The sequence below is a fragment of the Bacteroides sp. AM37-9 genome (genome assembly GCF_003603455.1).
In the GTDB taxonomy this organism is placed as follows: Bacteria; Bacteroidota; Bacteroidia; order Bacteroidales; family Bacteroidaceae; genus Bacteroides; species Bacteroides xylanisolvens.
Genome location: NZ_QTNF01000006.1, coordinates 158,223 through 175,552 on the forward strand (window position 1 = coordinate 158,223; position 17,330 = coordinate 175,552).

Sequence of the window (17,330 nt, forward strand, 5' to 3'; positions counted from 1 at the left end):
ATAAAGTTAGTACCCTGGATTCTGAACAAGTTTGCCATTCATTATCAATACATCATCACTTGGCAATGGCCATAAATAAATCTTCTCATCATACTTACGTTCACCATGCTGGACGATATAGGTTCCGTCGGCCATCGCTTCAAAAGAAGGAAATCCGTCTTTGTCAAATGTCGGAGTCTCCGGCCAAAACCAGTTGCCTGCCGCAAAGTATTCCTTTGCCCTGTTGGCTGTACGGGTAAATCCGTACATATTGTGTCCGAAAGCATTCTCAAACTGATGCCAACGAAGCAAGTCGAAATAGCGCAGATTTTCCCATGCAAACTCCACACGACGCTCACGGCGGAGCACTTTGCGCAATGCCGTCTGATCGGTTGTCGTGATGGACGGATAGTCGTTGGTTTGTGTACGGGTGGTGCCATAAGCACGGGCACGGACATCGTTGATGCAAGCAAGGACAGTAGCGTCAATCTCCCCCAGTTCAATCTTAGCTTCGGCATACATCAACAAAACATCGGCATAACGCATGAGAATAACGGGGTTGTCGTTATACAAAGTAGTACGCCATGACTCTTGCGCGCCTTTGCGCAGGCAACAACCATTGTAAGCACAGTTGGAAGCATCCGAACCGCCTTTGGAATCTTTGTTTGTAATCATACGATTTTGCGTATAGTCCATTACTTCGAGTGCGTTCGGCGCAGGATTCCACTCAATACCATAGATACGGCTGCCGGGAGCTGCAAATGTTTCCAAGCAACGGGGATCGCGGTTGGCAAATGGATCGTGAGGATCAAAGCCACTGCCCGGTTCATCAATCGTCTTGCCATTCGTCATTTCGTAGACAGCAAGAAGTTCCCACGAAGGTTGCGCATTATGTGTACCGCCTGCCGAACGGGCAATAAAGGAACCGATAGCCTGTGTAGTAGGTTTACCGTTTTCATCCAACTCAAGGTCGCTTGAGTGAGCAACAGAGAAGATAACTTCTTTGCTTCCTCTTGTCTTGTCGCGGAAAAGTTCTCCATAATCAGGGGCCAAGTCATATACTTCCAGATCCATACAGTCTTGCGCAGCCTTTGCGGCAGTCCCGTAGTCGTGTTGATAGAGAGCGGTACGAGCCTTGTAAGCATAAGCCGTTCCTTTATCTACACGGGTGGCGCCGCTATTATTATTTGCGGCCGGCAAATTTTCTGCGGCATAGTCATAATCTTCATAAATTTGTTTCAGAACGACAGCTTTGTCGGTACGCCCCATCTCAAATGCTTCCTCCGGAGTAATCGAAGTCACGTAGAAAGGAACATCTCCCCAAAGAGTAATCAAACGTGAATAAGCAAATGCTCTGAAAAAACGGGCTTCGGCACGAAGCGTGTTCAGTTCAGTGGTGGAATATTTGCCTTCAAGTTTGTCGAGTGCCTCCAAAATCCGGTTGGCACGACTAATGTTCTTATACGTGTAACTCCAAACAGTCTTGATGTTAGGATTACTTGTAGAAGACGCATTCAGTGAACCTGCCGCAATGGTATAAATGTTGGTTCGTTGTGCCCAGTCATCCGTATTACGGTCCAGCGTCCAACCTTCTTCTATAACAAAGAAAGTACTGCGATAAAAATCGTTCAATGAGATTCGAACTTCCTCCGGTGACGAGAACCAGTTTTCGCTGGATGCGGCTGAAGGAGGATTCAGATCGAGGTTCACACAAGAAGTTACAGATAGAAGAGCTATCATGCAAATCAATACATGTATTTTTTTCATATTATGTAATTTTTTCATACTCCATTAGAATTTGATATCCACTCCAAATGTATAAGTGCGTGTGATATAGGTAGAAGCGCCTGCTTCAGGGTCCCATCCCGAAAGATAACTATCAAAGCAGTATGGATCATCGATATTGACGTACACCCGAAGTCCCTTGATTCCGACTTTAGAGACGATTTTTTTAGGAACTGTATAGCCAACGTTGATATTCTTTATACGCATATAGGCACTACTCTTGAGCCAGTAATCCGACATTTTGTAGTTGTTGTATTCACCGCCCTGATGGCTCAAACGGGGATAGCTGGCTGCCGCGTTCTGCTCTGCAGTGTTATATACACTCCAATAATTACGGCTGCCATTGTCGTTCAGAAGGACTGACGGAGCCGGAAGCCATTGTCCCTGCATGGGGCGAATCATACTTTCGGTGAGGCGTGAAAGTTGTTTCCCGACACCATTGAAGAGTAAGGAGAAAGAGAGACCTTTCCAGCCCAAACTAATAGAACCTCCATATAGATAGTGTGGCAATGAGCTGCCAAGCACTACGCGGTCGTATGTCTCATTGATAATTCCGTCAGGAGTGCCGTCCGGACCGCTGACATCTACATATTTCACATCACCCGGTTTGGTAGAAGCCGAAAGCAGAGCGCTTTCACTGACTTCCTCTGCGGTCTGGAACAAACCTGCAGTCTTATATCCGTACCAGGAGTTATATTCTGCACCTTCAGTAATAATGGTACCATCGCTGTTAAACTGCTGCTTGCCGTTAAGATTATCTATTATAGACTTGTAATCAGAGATATTAAAACTTACCGCATAACTTACATCTCCGATACGGTCAGACCAGCCGAGTTTCACTTCCCAACCGCGGGTATGCATTTTACCTACATTCCTGTCAGGTGCCGAATAGCCTGTAAACGAGGGGATTGCCACTGACAAGAGCATATCTGTTGTCTTCTTATAATAATAGTCTGCGCTAAAGTCTAGACGATTGTTAAAGAAAGCGGCATCCACACCTATATCCCAGCTCTGTGTTTTCTCCCAATGGATATTCTCATACGCATAATCCTGTTGAGCGGCAGACATGGAAGATTGGGGCGTAGAACCTGCACTGTCATACATAATGGCATTATTGAACGAAATGTATGTCTGATAAGGATAATTTCCAATCCGCTCGTTACCGAGCGTACCGATAGAGGCACGGAACTTCAGATAGTTTATCGGGGTTATGTTTTGCATGAACTTCTCGTTAGAGATGACCCAACCCACCGATGCGGACGGGAAGAATCCCCAACGGTGATCCTTGTGAAAACGTGAAGATCCGTCTTCACGAGCATTGAGCTGGAGGTAGTAACGGCTGTCGTAATTATACATGACACGGCCAAAAAATGAACGGTATGCATTCTGATAAGAATTACCGGCTACGGCAAGAGCATTCTTGTTCGCCAAATCAAGATAAGGGAAAGAAGACAAAGACATATCGTTGGTCGATCCCGACATCGTTTCATACGTATAGCTATAATCTTCATAACCGACCATGGCATTGAAGTTATGTACCTTGCTGAAGGTCTTGTCGTATGTAGCGATGAATTGTTTCTCCAATGATTTGATGTTACGGCGTTCTTCACTTAACGAATTGGAAGTATATCCCGAAACATATCCCAGCATAACATCGGTTTCGTATGCATCGTAAACAGGTATGGCTTTCTTCATCTCCTTGATCGAAACAGTTCCGACGGTAGGAGTCAGGTTGGCAGTAAGGGTCAAATCTTTTATGGGCTTATAGCTCAACGAGAATTTACCGGTCATTGTGTTGGATACGGTCTTCTTCTCTCCGCCTTCCAATAAGGCGGCAAGCGTATTGCTAAGACTGCCGTCTTTACCAGGACCAACACGGCCATCCGGATAAAGTCCCAAATAAATGGAAGGATACATATAAGCTGCACGAATCGGACTACCGGAAGTCGGGTCATTTTTCGTGGCATAACGTACCGAGAAATCGATAGAACCGGAAAGTTTATCACTAATCTTCAGATTATTACGCGAACGGATAGAGATTCTTTCGTGGTTTGAACCTTTATAGATAGCGTCGGCATTTTCGTAGGTAGCGGAAGTGTGGCTCTTGATTACCTTGTTGCCATACGTCATGGTCAAGTTGTGCTTATGGCGCATAGCGGTATTCGAAAGAATAGCATCTTTCCAATCATAGATAGGATATTGAATGGGATCATATCTGTTGTTGGTAGCATAGTTGTCGATGTAGTCCTGTGAATAGTTGGCAAATTCGCCTCCCGCAGGATTACCGGCATCGTTCCACGACCATTCATTGTACATTGTCATGTAGTGATAAGGGTCTGTCAGGAATTTCGGAAATTCGGTAGGAGAAGACAACGAAATCTCTCCGTTATAACCGATCGAAAGCTGTCCCTCGGTTGCCTCCTTAGTCGTTATCAAGATAACACCGGCAGCAGCACGGGCACCATAGATGGATGCAGAAGCTGCATCTTTAAGTACAGTAATCTGCTGTACGTCTTCGCTTGCTATATTGTCGAGGCTACTGACCATCATACCATCGACAAGGATAAGCGGACTTGAATCAGACATTGTTGTCACACCACGCACCTGAACCGTAGCACTCGCTCCCGGCATACTGCTCGAACGGGTAACCGTCAGTCCCGGAATCAGTCCTTGCAAAGATTGTGAAAGTTGAGACGTGCTCTGTTTCTCGATAAGCGAACTGTTGATTACACCGACCGCACCTGTAAGATCTTTCTTTTTTACAGATCCATAGCCGATAACAACCGTCTCTTCAAGTTGTACAGCATCCTCTTTAAGTTTTATATTTACTACACTTTTACCATCCCATACCACAGTCTCGGTCACATAACCAAGATAACGGAATTCTATTGTATGGCCTGATTCAGCGCCATTGAGCGCATACTTTCCCGACATATCGGAGGTAGTACCTTTTGCATTGTCTTTATCGTGGATCACCACTCCGACAAGAGGACCATTGGCATCGCTAACGACACCCTTCATTACATTCTGTGCAAAAGCCAGATTGATTTGCAGGAAACATGCCAATAACAGGCTTAATATACTTTTTTTCATACTATTTATTCTACGATTTCAAGCAATACATGTTCGTTATACTCTTTGATTGCCTCACCTGTTTCAGGGTTACTCGGATGTTGCGCTGAAAAACGTGTTTGGCCACTTGCGTGTGTGCAGTCGATATACTTGCCAGAATATTTGGCACCACTAAGACATAAACGGCCTGCCTGTCCAAACCGTAACACAATCTCATCCATATCCTTAGTCGTGGTAAATATTCCTTCGGCAGGGATATATGCGCCATTATTTTTGTTATCGAGCAACATTCCCGCAAAATTGTAAGTAATAGTTGCCGAATAATTGATAGGCGCACCCGACAAAGTCTCTGTCGCACTTTCCTGAAGAGTCGAAGTCGGAAGAGCCGGTTTCCATTCTTCTCCATCCTTGAACTCAATCATCCAGTAGTTGGAACACATCGTTCCTAATTTGGTCACAAAATAGAAGTGAATCTTTGTGCCGGCAGGAATAACCGTACCTTTCATATCCCCATAGACATACCAATAATCACCGGGAACGGCTCCTGACACATACGGGTCACCATTACCACCCACTGCACGCTCACATACGGCATTCTGCACTACATAACCTGTCCGGTCACATGCCCAATACTCAATCTTACCACTTCCGGCACTCGGAGCAAGATACTTGCCATTGGTTCCCGGGAATACCGATTGTGCCTCATCATCAGCAAATGTTCCACTTGTGTTGGCAGTTAAACTATTCAAGTCCCAATCAGCCAAAATGCCCGAGAAAGCATCTTGTACAAGAGTATAGGTATAGTCTGTATCATCCTGGACGGTTACCGTTACTTTAATTGTCCTTTTGGCAAATGTCTTGTTCTCCGGGAAAGTAAGTTTAATATCACATTCGCCTACCCCATTTGCAGGAGAAACGGTCACATCCGCATCTGCACATACAGCCTTCCACTCCTTATCGCCAAAGACTTTGAATGAGGATTCTGTTGTAGTTGCGTCAATCGATTCGGTGATAGGACTGATACCTTTCGGAACAATCATTTTTTGGGTAATAACCAGCTTTAGAGGAGTTACATCATCGCCAATGAAACGAATGGTACCGACACGTGAACTAGTCGATGAATTTTCAGAGACTTTGATTGTAAACTTAGTAATCTCACCTTGTGTCTCATGCGAATCAACAACTGCCCAATGGCTATCGCTTCCATCGGTCTGGCAATCGTTATTGACTCTGTAATAGACATTAGATGAAAGGTCAACAGTGAAAAGTCCACCTTCTGCTTCTACATCAAGTGTCTTTGTCGCGAGTGTCATATACGGATCATCCGAGTTATGACAAGATGCAAAAAGCACAAGCGACACACTTGCAAACAATAACATCTTTAGATTCATTTGATTAGTATTTAGGGTTATTAATAATTGACTAGCTAGACATTTTCAGACGTCTTGCATATATAATTCTGTATATCACATAAGCAAGTATCATGGCAATCATCAGTATGATACTTCCTATCACAATTCCTTTGACCGCAAGGGTCTTCGGATCTCCAGCAATAAGCAGACCTGTCAGTAAGAGCGCAACGACACCAATGGTAATACAGAAGCAGTTAACAGCCAAATGCGAATAGATTAATACCGCTTTCTTCTCCTTTAATGTCGGTTCGCGATCGGCTTCAGGATCAGTATATTCACAAATGGCTTGATAACCATTGTCTTCATACTTTTTACGTGCCGACCAAACTTCCATAATTGCAAGGATAAGTACAGGAAGTACACAACCGGCAACTGACTCTATAAGGCTTGGACTAATAACGGAGGCGGGAATTATGACGCGAGCCATAATACCAACGAGCCAGGTAAGAATCATTGCAGAAATAAGTTGGTTGCCTGTCAGCCGCTTCGAGAACAGTCCCCATATTGACGGAATGTATAAAGGACACATCACCATAGTAAGAAGAGTTACTACCACCTTTTCGGCACCTCCGGCAAAAGGAATGAGCATTGACAAAGCGATAATCACAAGTCCAAAGACAAATGTGAAGAGACGTCCTACCTTGATACGCTTTTTCTCATTTGCCTGACGGTTTTTCTCTTTGTGTCCCCAAATATCATAAGTATATACATTGGCATATACATTCAAAATACCCGAAACATTACTCAATGTGGCCGATAGCATCGCTGCCAACATCATGCCGACCATTCCTTTCATGAGCACGAGTTTGCTCATATTCACATAAGCGTGTTCGCCGTTGAAAGTCATTGTGGTTGCATCCAAATCAAGCGCAAGTCCGGGTTCCATCACACGATAAATCATGGTAGGAAGATACCAGATGAGAGGAGTGACGATATAAAGAATTCCGATTAAATAAGTACTCTTTTTTGCGTCTCTTGTAGTAGGCACGCTTATGTATCGCTGTACAAACGGCCAGTCGCCGCCAATCATAGAAACATTGAGAAATATCCACAGTAAAAGCCACCCCCATGTATAGGTCGGAGATGTGCCCGAGAAGAATCCCGGTATCTCACTGGCCTTATCAATAAATGCACTTACGCCTCCTACCGCGTTAAATGAAAGAGGTATCATAAATACAACCACGGCCAGAAGTACTCCGAACTGAATTACATCAGTCATTAGTACCGCAAGAAATCCTCCGGCAATGGTGTATCCAAGAGCGATGGCACCAAGGATAAGAAGCGCCCACCAAATACTTAGGTAACCCATCGGTGAATCACCCATCATACCCGTACTTGCAAAAATACTGCCACCATCAACTTTGATTAATGCACACATCACAACCGCTACCGCATACAGAGACACTGCCGTATGCACCGCACGGGCTATAATTCCTGAAATTGTGTAAAAACTCACCGTGCGGTGTCCGAACCGGATGGTAAGGAATTCTCCCGGCGATTTAATACGTAGCTCCCGCCATTTGCCCGAGATCCATTTACCGACAATAAACGATGCTATGCCAAGACAAAGTGCAACAACTACCGCAACAAGTCCCGATTTATAAGCAACGCCTCCCCAAACGACAAAGGTACTTGCCGAGAAGATAGTCATGTAGGAAGAGACTCCCGACAGCCACCACGAAGAATTTCGCCCGGCAATAAACATATCTTCGGAGTTTTTGATTTTCCGGGACATCACAACACTCACGGCAATCAGTCCGAGAAAGTAGAGTAAAATAATAATATAATCTAACTGTTCCATATTCTGGTTCTTCTTTATATAATTGCTCCAAGTTTCTTCAATTCCTCTATGAGATTGTGAATATCAGCCTTTTGTACGGTCACACCTGCCTTTATACATTGTGCGGCTGCTACTCCTGCGGCTTGTCCTACCCCCATACAACTTGCCTGAACGCGAAGTGACGCAAAGGAAGTCTTATCGGCACTAATACAGCGTCCCGCTACGAGCAGATTCGGAAAATCTTCAGCTATAAGAGCGCGATAAGGTACATACGCCGCTTTTTTAAGGAAAGTTACGCTCTGTTCCGCACCTGCAGCGACATGGATATCTATAGGATGTGCGCCGCGTGATATGCTATCAGGATACTTATAAGCATTCACATATTCTTCTGCTGTAATGGTATGTACACCTTTGATACGACGTGTCTCACGAATACCGGCATGTACGGCGACGGTCGTCACATAACTGTTTTTAAACTCTTCAAAGTTCTCTTTAAAGATTCGTGCTATTTTAAATACATCTTCCCGTAAGCGACATTCCGCTGCGGTAAAATTTCTATTATCGATGGCATTTCCTGCAGTACGGGTCATATTAACCGTTACTTCGCCCGGACGAAGAGTGGTGCAAAACCAAGGACCTCCAAACTCGGGGATGCCAAGCTTCTCTTTCATTGCTAGAAGTTTCTCACGAACTGCAATGCAATGACAATTCTGCCCTTGTTTATTATGGTGCATGGCATCAATTATCATGGGCGAATCTGTATCCACACCTCCTAATATAAAATAGGTGGAAAGAGGTTGCAGCGGTTTACATTCATCAGTTTGCATCGGAACACCCGCCATAGCGGCAAGGTCACCATCCCCAGTGCAGTCGATATACATATCGGCACTTATGGCCTCTGTCCCATTCTTATTCTCAAAGAAGATACAGGATATTTTGCCGTCTTTTGCCTGACAACCGCTTAAGTAAGAGTGCATATACATATCCACACCGGCTTCCAGTATCATTTGCTGGCATAAAAGCTTGTAAAGCTCCGGATCAAAAGCTACATTGCCAAGAGGTTTCTCAATGATACAGCCTCCCATCTTCTCCAGCCGTTCGATAAACTCCCATGGAATACCGCCTATCACCTTTTCATTATTATAGGTGAAAACACTCAAAGGAGTAACAAGCCCCATTGTTGCCATTCCACCTAAAAAACCATATTGTTCCACAACAGCAGTTTTCGCACCACTGCGAGCAGCCGCAATGGCCGCAATGAAACCAGCTGGTCCGCCACCGCAGACAACTACATCATAGTTGCCCACAATTGGAACCCGTTTCGAAATTTCTATACTTCGTACTTTCTTGTCCATGACCGTTTTTTATCCTTTAATTATTACCAATTCAAATAGATGGTAAACTTTGATGTGCTTTCGACCGCACTTATAAGAAAAGAGGTGTGTTTTCATAGTTCTTTTTCTTTAGTTCGACATCATGTTGATGTAGCAAAGATAAAGAACAAGAGCTTGAAAAAAAGTTTTTTCCTAACTCTTTTGCCTGCAAACGATTGCGGGAACGTTCCCAAAATCTGCAAACGTTACAAAAGCATTACACAAAGGCAAATGGGATTCGTATTTTACTCCAATATTAGGATTTATTGTTTGAAATCAATATCTTTGCTTTGATTTAAACAATCATTCAGCATGAAGTATATAACCATAAAAGACATCGCTCGACATTTGTCAATATCCGTCTCCACTGTATCTCGTGCATTGGGAGATGACAAGAATATCCGTAAAGAAACGAAAGAAAAGGTGATAGAAGCAGCTAAAAGATTGGGATATAGACCAAACCCTGTAGCAATCAACCTTAAATACGGACATACCAATACCGTGGGGGTGATCGTTCCTGAAATGGTTACGCCGTTTGCTTCACGAGTAATAAACGGCATACAAGAAGTGCTTCACACCAAAAATATAAAGGTGATTATTGCAGAGTCGGGAGGAGATCCGGAAAAAGAAAAAGAGAACCTGCAACTGATGGAAGGATTCATGGTGGATGGCATCATCATCTGTCTTTGCAGTTATAAAAGGAATAAGGAGGAATATGCTCGTTTACAGCAAGCGGGAATGCCTATGGTGTTCTATGATCGTATTCCCTATGGACTTGAAGTTCCGCAAGTAATAGTGGACGATTATATGAAGTCATTCTTTCTCGTAGAAAGTCTGATCCGAAGCGGACGCAAACAGATTGTTCATATACAGGGACCGGACGATATTTACAACTCCATAGAACGTGTCAGAGGATACAAAGACGCTTTGGCTAAATTCGGGATTCCTTTTGATAAGAATAATATGCTGATAAAAACCGGTATGACTTTTGAAGAAGGGAAAAAAGCAGCGGATATATTAGTGGAAAGAAATATTCCTTTCAATGCTATTTTCGCTTTTACGGAAACATTGGCTATTGGAGCTATGAACAGATTGAGGGAACTTGGAAAAAAAATACCCGAAGAAATCGCCGTAGCCAGTTTTTCAGGAACTGAACTTTCCAACATAGTCTATCCCAAATTGACTACAGTAGAACCGCCTTTGTACCAGATGGGGAAAAAAGCTGCCGAACTTATTTTAGAGAAAATCAAAGATCCGGCATCTCCCAATCATTCAATCGTGTTGGATGCGGAAATCAAAATGCGTGCATCGACGCCACGTTTGGAGGTATATTAATGACTTATCTACCAGATATTATATCTTAATACTTTCCTGAAAAACATACCGAAGTTACAAAAGTTTGCTGAATAGTAATCTTTTACGATACCAACAAAAAAGAAGAATTCAGATTTATATAGTTTTGAATCATTCAATGCTCTTTCTCTATAATACGTCCAATTCTTCCAGCTCCTTCACTTTTCTTCTGTATGGCCGATAAACAAGCTGTTTGCAGGTGAATAGCCGCCCCTTCACCTGCTCTTCATCGTGAATCAAATCAAATTGCAGCCTCCAGATTCCACCATTGAGTAAAATTAGTAAAGCTATTTCGTAATTAGTTTCAACCTTGTTTGAAACTAAAAGTTTCAAGGCGGGAAACACTTTGTTTCAAGTAGCGAAACGAAGTGTTTCTCGGTGTGAAACAGATTGTTTCAAGCCTTGAAACTATTTTTGAAACTACTCGCTACAGGTGAAGAGATGGTGAAATTGTTACTCTTCACCCGCAAACTCCTTATTCATCGAAGAGACAGAGAAAAGGTGAAAGAAGAAATAGAAAGATTGAAAATAAATACCCAGTAGAAAAATCTAATCGATTTTGTAATGATTCAGAATCGTACAAAAATGAATGACAATTCATTTTCAATTACTAATTCGCATTAATTTAAAATATACCATAATATTATAAGCAGTCTGTATTTGCTTCCTATGCAATACTCTACTTTCCCCTCCGTTCATAGCTAATTTAGACGAAAAAGAACATTTTCTCCCGAAAAGTTTTTGTAATATCAGAGTTAATCGTATTTTTGTGTACAATTTTGGTGTAGTGATGACAGAAGAAGAAAAAAAGTTATTGAATTCCTTTGAAACGCAACTACGGCATTTGATTTATTTGCACGATGAACTTAAGCGTGAAAATGCCGAGTTGAAGAAGCTTCTCGAAAATGAAAAGCTGAAAAACGAGAAGGTACAAGCTCAATACGATGAATTGGAAGTCAGCTATACAAACCTAAAAACAGCTACGGCAATCAGCCTTAACGGCAGCGACGTAAAAGAGACGAAGCTGCGATTGTCAAAATTAGTGCGTGAAGTCGATAAATGCATCGCTTTGTTGAATGAATAAGAAGAAGATGTATGAACGATAAAATAAAGATAAACCTGCAGATAGCAGACTCAAACTACCCGTTAACCATCAACCGCGAGGAAGAACAAATGGTACGGGAAGCCGCCAAGCAGGTAAATATCAGGCTTAATAAGTATCGGGAAGTCTATAAAAATCTGGAACCCGAAAAAATTATTGCCATGGTAGCCTATCAGTTCTCGTTAGAGAGACTGCAATTGATGCAACGTAATGATACCAGCCCCTATGTGGAGAAGGTAAAAGAACTGACAGAATTGCTGGAGGATTATTTTAAGGAAGAATAAATCCCGACTGGCTATTCGCTGATAAGAGATAAAACAACCACGCACTGCACAATATCCAAGCAAAAATAATTGCTTTGATATTTGGCGGTGCGTTTTTATTTATATACTTAAATTAAATGTAGAATGATAGCAATAATAGCAACAGCAATTGCTTGCTTCATCGTAGGAGGAGTCCTTTCATATATACTATTCCGGTATGTACTGAAATCCAAATACGATAATGTCCTGAAAGAAGCGGAGACGGAAGCGGAAGTAATTAAGAAAAACAAGCTGCTGGAAGTGAAGGAGAAATTCCTGAATAAGAAAGCAGACCTTGAAAAGGAGGTAGCATTGCGGAATCAGAAGATTCAGCAAGCGGAAAACAAGTTGAAGCAACGTGAAATGGTACTTAGCCAGCGTCAGGAAGAAATCCAACGTAAAAAGATGGAAGCCGAAGCGGTAAAAGAGAATCTGGAAGCGCAACTTGTGATTGTTGACAAGAAAAAAGAAGAACTCGATAAACTGCAACAGCAGGAAATCGATAAACTGGAAGCAATCTCCGGATTGTCTGCCGAAGAGGCCAAAGAACGCCTGGTAGAATCACTGAAAGAAGAAGCTAAAACGCAGGCACAATCATTCATCAACGACATTATGGATGATGCTAAATTAACTGCCAGCAAAGAAGCCAAACGTATCGTTATCCAGTCTATCCAACGGGTGGCTACGGAAACTGCCATTGAAAACTCTGTTACAGTATTCCATATCGAATCGGATGAAATCAAGGGACGTATTATCGGACGTGAAGGACGTAATATCCGTGCTCTGGAAGCTGCTACCGGTGTTGAAATCGTTGTAGACGATACTCCGGAAGCAATCGTTCTTTCTGCCTTCGACCCGGTTCGCCGTGAAATTGCCCGTTTGGCCCTGCATCAGCTTGTGACTGACGGACGTATCCATCCGGCCCGTATCGAAGAGGTGGTAGCTAAAGTACGCAAACAGGTGGAAGAAGAAATTATCGAAACGGGTAAACGTACGACCATCGACTTGGGTATCCACGGTCTGCATCCTGAATTGATCCGTATCATCGGTAAGATGAAATATCGTTCTTCATACGGTCAGAACTTGTTGCAGCATGCACGCGAAACAGCCAATCTTTGTGCTGTGATGGCATCAGAACTGGGACTGAACCCGAAGAAAGCAAAACGTGCAGGTTTGCTGCATGATATTGGTAAAGTGCCTGATGAAGAACCAGAATTGCCACACGCATTGCTGGGTATGAAACTTGCCGAGAAATACAAAGAAAAACCGGATATCTGCAACGCTATCGGTGCTCACCATGACGAAACAGAAATGACCAGTCTGCTGGCTCCTATCGTACAAGTATGTGATGCCATCTCCGGTGCACGTCCGGGGGCACGCCGCGAAATCGTAGAGGCTTATATCAAGCGTCTGAACGATCTCGAACAGCTAGCAATGGCTTATCCGGGTGTAACAAAGACGTATGCTATCCAGGCAGGACGCGAACTCCGCGTTATCGTTGGTGCAGATAAGATTGACGACAAGCAGACAGAAAGCCTGTCAGGTGAAATCGCCAAGAAGATCCAGGATGAAATGACTTACCCGGGACAAGTGAAGATTACCGTCATCCGTGAAACACGTGCGGTAAGTTTCGCTAAATAACGTAACGATTCAAAAGAAGATTCATATAAGGGCGAAGAAATTCGCCCTTTTTTAATATCACGACTATGGGAAAGTATCAATTTGAAATTTGTACCAATTCAGTGGAAAGTTGCCTGGCCGCACAGAAAGGTGGAGCAGACCGTGTGGAACTGTGTGCCGGAATACCGGAAGGTGGAACAACGCCCTCCTATGGTGAGATCGCCATCGCAAGGGAAGTACTGACTCATACCCGACTACACGTTATTATCCGGCCTCGTGGAGGAGATTTTCTGTATTCGGATATCGAAATCCGGACAATGCTGAAAGATATTGAAATTGCACGAAAATTAGGGGCAGACGGAGTGGTATTCGGTTGCCTGACAGCAGAGGGTGAAGTAGACTTGCCAGCAATGCAGAAACTAATGGAAGCTGCTCAAGGGCTATCTGTGACTTTTCACCGGGCATTTGATGTATGCCGTAACCCGCAGAGAGCATTGGAACAGATCATCAAACTGGGGTGCAACCGTATTCTGACTTCCGGTCAGCAACCTACGGCTGAACTGGGAATCCCCCTTTTAGAAGAGTTACAGAAACAGGCTACCGGAAGAATCACATTACTCGCCGGATGCGGAGTAAATGAAAATAATATCGCGCGCATTGCCGCAGAAACCGGAATCAACGAGTTTCATTTTTCGGCACGTGAAAGTATTCAGAGCGAAATGATATTCAAAAATGAAGCCGTCTCCATGGGAGGCACGGTACACATCAACGAATACGAACGAAATGTAACTTCCATACGAAGAGTAAAAGAAACGATTGATGCCGCTTTACATGGATAAATATGGCGACAAGGGATGAGATATCGTCTCATAATAGTACTAATACAAGACAGAAATGGTGAACATACAGCCTTCAAGCTTTTGTTCACCATTTCTTTTTTGCATCATTACCAACAGTATCTCAAGAAACTGCTATACTTTTATTTATAAATATGGAATTATCGTAATATAAATACCAGTAATAATAGCCGAAGTAATTACGCCCGAGATATTAGCTCCCAAAGCATCTCCCAGAACAAATGAGTCCGGATTATCTTTGCTTACAATCTTTTGTGCAACCTTCGCGGTAGTGGGTACACAGCTAACAGCTGCAATACCGATTACCGGATTGTAATTACCCCGTTTAATAATATACATGATATATCCTCCGATTATTCCTCCGATACCGGAAAGTAATAATGCTACAATACCTAATACTAATAGTTTCAAGATCTTCGGATCGAGCAACAGATGTGCATCACAAAGTACACCGAGCAGTACGCCCAACATAAAAGTGGAACCATAAAGCAACGGACCACTCACAAAATCATAGATATGTTTCATACCCGACTCACGAACAGCAACACCTAGGAACAAAGAGAAAAACAAAGGAGAAGCTACCGGGAACAAGAAACAGAGAATAGCACAAAGAACAGCAGAGAAAGCCAGTTTCACTTTAGCATCGTAATTCTTCGGAGCTTTCTTTGTCACCATCTTAATAGCGCGGAAGCGTTTGGGAACCAAAAGTTTTACCAAGTAAGGATAGCCTCCATACGTTAAGCCCAAATAAAGATAAGCAACCACCGTAATAGGAACAAAGAGATGCTTTGCCAATGCCAACGAAGTAAACAACACCATTGGTCCGTCGGCTCCACCCACCATAGCCACAGATGCACTTTCTTTCAGAGTCAGACCAAGAGCAGAAGCAATAGGTACTGTCAGAAAAGTGCCCAGCTCTGCGCACAAAGCCAGGAATATACTTGCAAATGGTTTCTGAAGCAGGAAGCCGACATCTAGAAGCGTCCCGATACCCATAAAGACAAAACAAGCTATCAGCCCGTTACTAAACGTCAGGGTATAAACAGGTTGCAGGAAATCTATCTGCATAGTATTCATTAATTGATCTGTATCTGAAAGCATCGGATCGAGAAAGAGATTACCCAGTGTACCGTCGGGCATAATGAGGGTTCCGCAGTTGATAGCTACCATTCCCAATCCCATCGGAATCATTACCATCGGTTCGAGTATACCTTTCCAGCCTAAATAGATCAGTAACAAACCGAGAAGTACTAAAAAAACTCTTGCAGAAGCAAGCACCCATCCGCTTGCCATCATTGTACCAATACCTTGAAACAAGGTAGCAAAATCTATATTTTCCATAAATTAGTTTTCTTTTATTGTTTGTTGTTAGTAAGTTTCTTTGAGTTCTTCTTATTGACATGTGCCTGCTCTTCTTCCCGAAGAAAGAATTCGCGGGTATCCTGTGAATAATAATAATTCATCAGATTATTTTCAGAAGCTCCCGGACTCACGCCATGATAATAGCCGGAATAACCAGTAAAGTTTCTATCGATCCCCTTACTGTAATCTTCACGGAAATCTCCCAAAGCATCTTCATCTGCAATGGGAATCTGTCGGACTAATCTCTCCACCTTTTGCCGATGCTGACGCCAGCGTCGCAAACGGAGTAGCTCCAAACGGTGAGAACTATAAAAATCAAATGAATCGGCCGCATAGGCAATCAACTTAATGACCGCAGCGACAAAAAAACCGATGAGGAACGTAAGCCCCATCATCGCAAGAGTAGATAGTAATAAATGAATCATAGTAATATAAAAAATTAGGTTGTATAATCTTATTCAAAAAAAGAAGAGGCGCCCAATGGTAAAACCATTACAAAATTTAGACACACATGAAAGTTAATCCCATTGGGCCTTCCTCATCACCATATAGAAGCAATCGGCGGATAACACTTGCCTGAAACCACTTCGGTATATATCCTTGCTTTTATACGACGTAACTCCCGTTTCACAACGGGAACACAATATTTTAATCCTTAAAGACAGGCACATCAATATCCGTCCTTTGTTCCAAGTCATAGGAAATACATTCTTTGTTTTCCATGTTAACATGAATAAAACTAAGATAATAAATAAAGGAAATGATGGTAGATGGAGGATCTGAATAGGCACCTCACCTTACCCAAAGATAAGAATATAGTCTAAATGAGAATATGCGCCAATGTATAGACGTAATACTTACACGAATATTTAGTGTAATTGACATCAAGGCCGGTATGCCCCAAACGATTCTCCGGAAGCATAACATTCAGAGAGCTCAATATCTGTATAATGACAGTATTGGTATTGAACTTCAGGTTCTTGAAAGGAACAATGCTTCTCGGAAAAGAGATATTGTCAAAAATGCAGTCACTAACATTACAAGTGGATGTCTCGTCAACAAACTGCGAATGAGAATCTTTACCTGGCTTGTCGAAGCCGGCAGAAGAAACGCAACAGCATGACACTGCTTCATATCGCATGTCATTAGACGAGGTTTCAGTTTTTTTCTGGAATCCCTGCAATTCTTTATTGGAAACATTACTAAATCCCAATACCAGAAATGCACATGCTAATATGCAAAAAATGTACTTAGTCATAATTTGCTGCAAACGTAATCATTCTTTTCCGAAAAAACGCATTAAGGGCAAGAATTAACGATTATTGTATACCTC

At 42.8% G+C, this 17,330-nt stretch carries 13 protein-coding genes; 5 read left to right on the forward strand and 8 right to left on the reverse strand.

Translation table 11 applies throughout. From position 1 onward, the window contains the following. Positions 1-6: 6 nt before the first annotated feature. The 5 genes from DW862_RS06505 to DW862_RS06525 are packed head-to-tail and all read right to left on the reverse strand — an operon-like array spanning position 7 to position 9,383. Entirely contained in the window at positions 7-1,746 is a 1,740-nt protein-coding gene (locus DW862_RS06505; protein ID WP_004313404.1) for a RagB/SusD family nutrient uptake outer membrane protein, read from the reverse strand. Between the two features lie 24 nt (positions 1,747-1,770). Beyond that, positions 1,771-4,857, reverse strand: a complete 3,087-nt coding sequence (locus DW862_RS06510; RefSeq protein WP_004313405.1) for a TonB-dependent receptor — start codon at positions 4,855-4,857, stop codon at positions 1,771-1,773. Between the two features lie 5 nt (positions 4,858-4,862). After that, the gene (locus tag DW862_RS06515) at positions 4,863-6,227 is read right to left on the reverse strand and encodes a BACON domain-containing protein (protein WP_120067511.1); all 1,365 of its coding nucleotides are present in this window, start codon (positions 6,225-6,227) and stop codon (positions 4,863-4,865) included. Positions 6,228-6,258: 31 nt separating this feature from the next. Next, positions 6,259-8,049, reverse strand: a complete 1,791-nt coding sequence (locus tag DW862_RS06520; RefSeq protein ID WP_004308315.1) for a sodium:solute symporter family protein — start codon at positions 8,047-8,049, stop codon at positions 6,259-6,261. Positions 8,050-8,063: 14 nt separating this feature from the next. Beyond that, on the reverse strand, positions 8,064-9,383 hold the full coding sequence (locus DW862_RS06525) for an FAD-dependent oxidoreductase (protein WP_009039729.1): 1,320 nt from the start codon (positions 9,381-9,383) through the stop codon (positions 8,064-8,066). A 330-nt stretch (positions 9,384-9,713) separates the two neighbouring features. On the opposite strand from DW862_RS06525, the gene DW862_RS06530 reads away from it, so the two are divergent. From DW862_RS06530 to DW862_RS06555, 5 genes are all read left to right on the forward strand, one after another. After that, on the forward strand, positions 9,714-10,736 hold the full coding sequence (locus DW862_RS06530) for a LacI family DNA-binding transcriptional regulator (RefSeq protein ID WP_004313409.1): 1,023 nt from the start codon (positions 9,714-9,716) through the stop codon (positions 10,734-10,736). 787 nt (positions 10,737-11,523) lie between these two features. After that, positions 11,524-11,838: a hypothetical protein gene (locus DW862_RS06540; protein ID WP_004304743.1), complete on the forward strand. Its 315-nt coding sequence runs from the start codon at positions 11,524-11,526 to the stop codon at positions 11,836-11,838. Between the two features lie 11 nt (positions 11,839-11,849). Beyond that, entirely contained in the window at positions 11,850-12,140 is a 291-nt protein-coding gene (locus DW862_RS06545) for a cell division protein ZapA (RefSeq protein WP_004304741.1), read from the forward strand. Between the two features lie 123 nt (positions 12,141-12,263). Further along, positions 12,264-13,799, forward strand: a complete 1,536-nt coding sequence (rny, locus tag DW862_RS06550; protein WP_004313412.1) for a ribonuclease Y — start codon at positions 12,264-12,266, stop codon at positions 13,797-13,799. Between the two features lie 65 nt (positions 13,800-13,864). Further along, entirely contained in the window at positions 13,865-14,617 is a 753-nt protein-coding gene (locus DW862_RS06555) for a copper homeostasis protein CutC (RefSeq protein WP_055235860.1), read from the forward strand. 144 nt (positions 14,618-14,761) lie between these two features. Here DW862_RS06555 and DW862_RS06560 read toward each other — a convergent pair whose 3' ends face one another. From DW862_RS06560 to DW862_RS06570, 3 genes are all read right to left on the reverse strand, one after another. Beyond that, a complete protein-coding gene (locus DW862_RS06560) occupies positions 14,762-15,976 on the reverse strand; it encodes a sodium ion-translocating decarboxylase subunit beta (protein WP_004308326.1) in 1,215 nt (404 codons plus the stop codon). Positions 15,977-15,990: 14 nt separating this feature from the next. Beyond that, the gene (locus DW862_RS06565) at positions 15,991-16,422 is read right to left on the reverse strand and encodes a hypothetical protein (RefSeq protein ID WP_008021027.1); all 432 of its coding nucleotides are present in this window, start codon (positions 16,420-16,422) and stop codon (positions 15,991-15,993) included. 395 nt (positions 16,423-16,817) lie between these two features. Next, positions 16,818-17,255: a hypothetical protein gene (locus DW862_RS06570; RefSeq protein ID WP_008645296.1), complete on the reverse strand. Its 438-nt coding sequence runs from the start codon at positions 17,253-17,255 to the stop codon at positions 16,818-16,820. Between the last annotated feature and the right edge of the window lie 75 nt (positions 17,256-17,330).

Excerpts from the sequence above, each read along its gene's own strand:
- DW862_RS06505 (WP_004313404.1), bottom strand. The coding sequence starts at position 1,746 with ATGAAAAAAATACATGTATTGATTTGCATGATAGCTCTTCTATCTGTA.
- DW862_RS06510 (WP_004313405.1), bottom strand. The coding sequence starts at position 4,857 with ATGAAAAAAAGTATATTAAGCCTGTTATTGGCATGTTTCCTGCAAATC.
- DW862_RS06515 (WP_120067511.1), bottom strand. The coding sequence starts at position 6,227 with ATGAATCTAAAGATGTTATTGTTTGCAAGTGTGTCGCTTGTGCTTTTT.
- DW862_RS06520 (WP_004308315.1), bottom strand. The coding sequence starts at position 8,049 with ATGGAACAGTTAGATTATATTATTATTTTACTCTACTTTCTCGGACTG.
- DW862_RS06525 (WP_009039729.1), bottom strand. The coding sequence starts at position 9,383 with ATGGACAAGAAAGTACGAAGTATAGAAATTTCGAAACGGGTTCCAATT.
- DW862_RS06530 (WP_004313409.1), top strand. The coding sequence starts at position 9,714 with ATGAAGTATATAACCATAAAAGACATCGCTCGACATTTGTCAATATCC.
- DW862_RS06545 (WP_004304741.1), top strand. The coding sequence starts at position 11,850 with ATGAACGATAAAATAAAGATAAACCTGCAGATAGCAGACTCAAACTAC.
- rny (WP_004313412.1), top strand. The coding sequence starts at position 12,264 with ATGATAGCAATAATAGCAACAGCAATTGCTTGCTTCATCGTAGGAGGA.
- DW862_RS06555 (WP_055235860.1), top strand. The coding sequence starts at position 13,865 with ATGGGAAAGTATCAATTTGAAATTTGTACCAATTCAGTGGAAAGTTGC.
- DW862_RS06560 (WP_004308326.1), bottom strand. The coding sequence starts at position 15,976 with ATGGAAAATATAGATTTTGCTACCTTGTTTCAAGGTATTGGTACAATG.
- DW862_RS06565 (WP_008021027.1), bottom strand. The coding sequence starts at position 16,422 with ATGATTCATTTATTACTATCTACTCTTGCGATGATGGGGCTTACGTTC.
- DW862_RS06570 (WP_008645296.1), bottom strand. The coding sequence starts at position 17,255 with ATGACTAAGTACATTTTTTGCATATTAGCATGTGCATTTCTGGTATTG.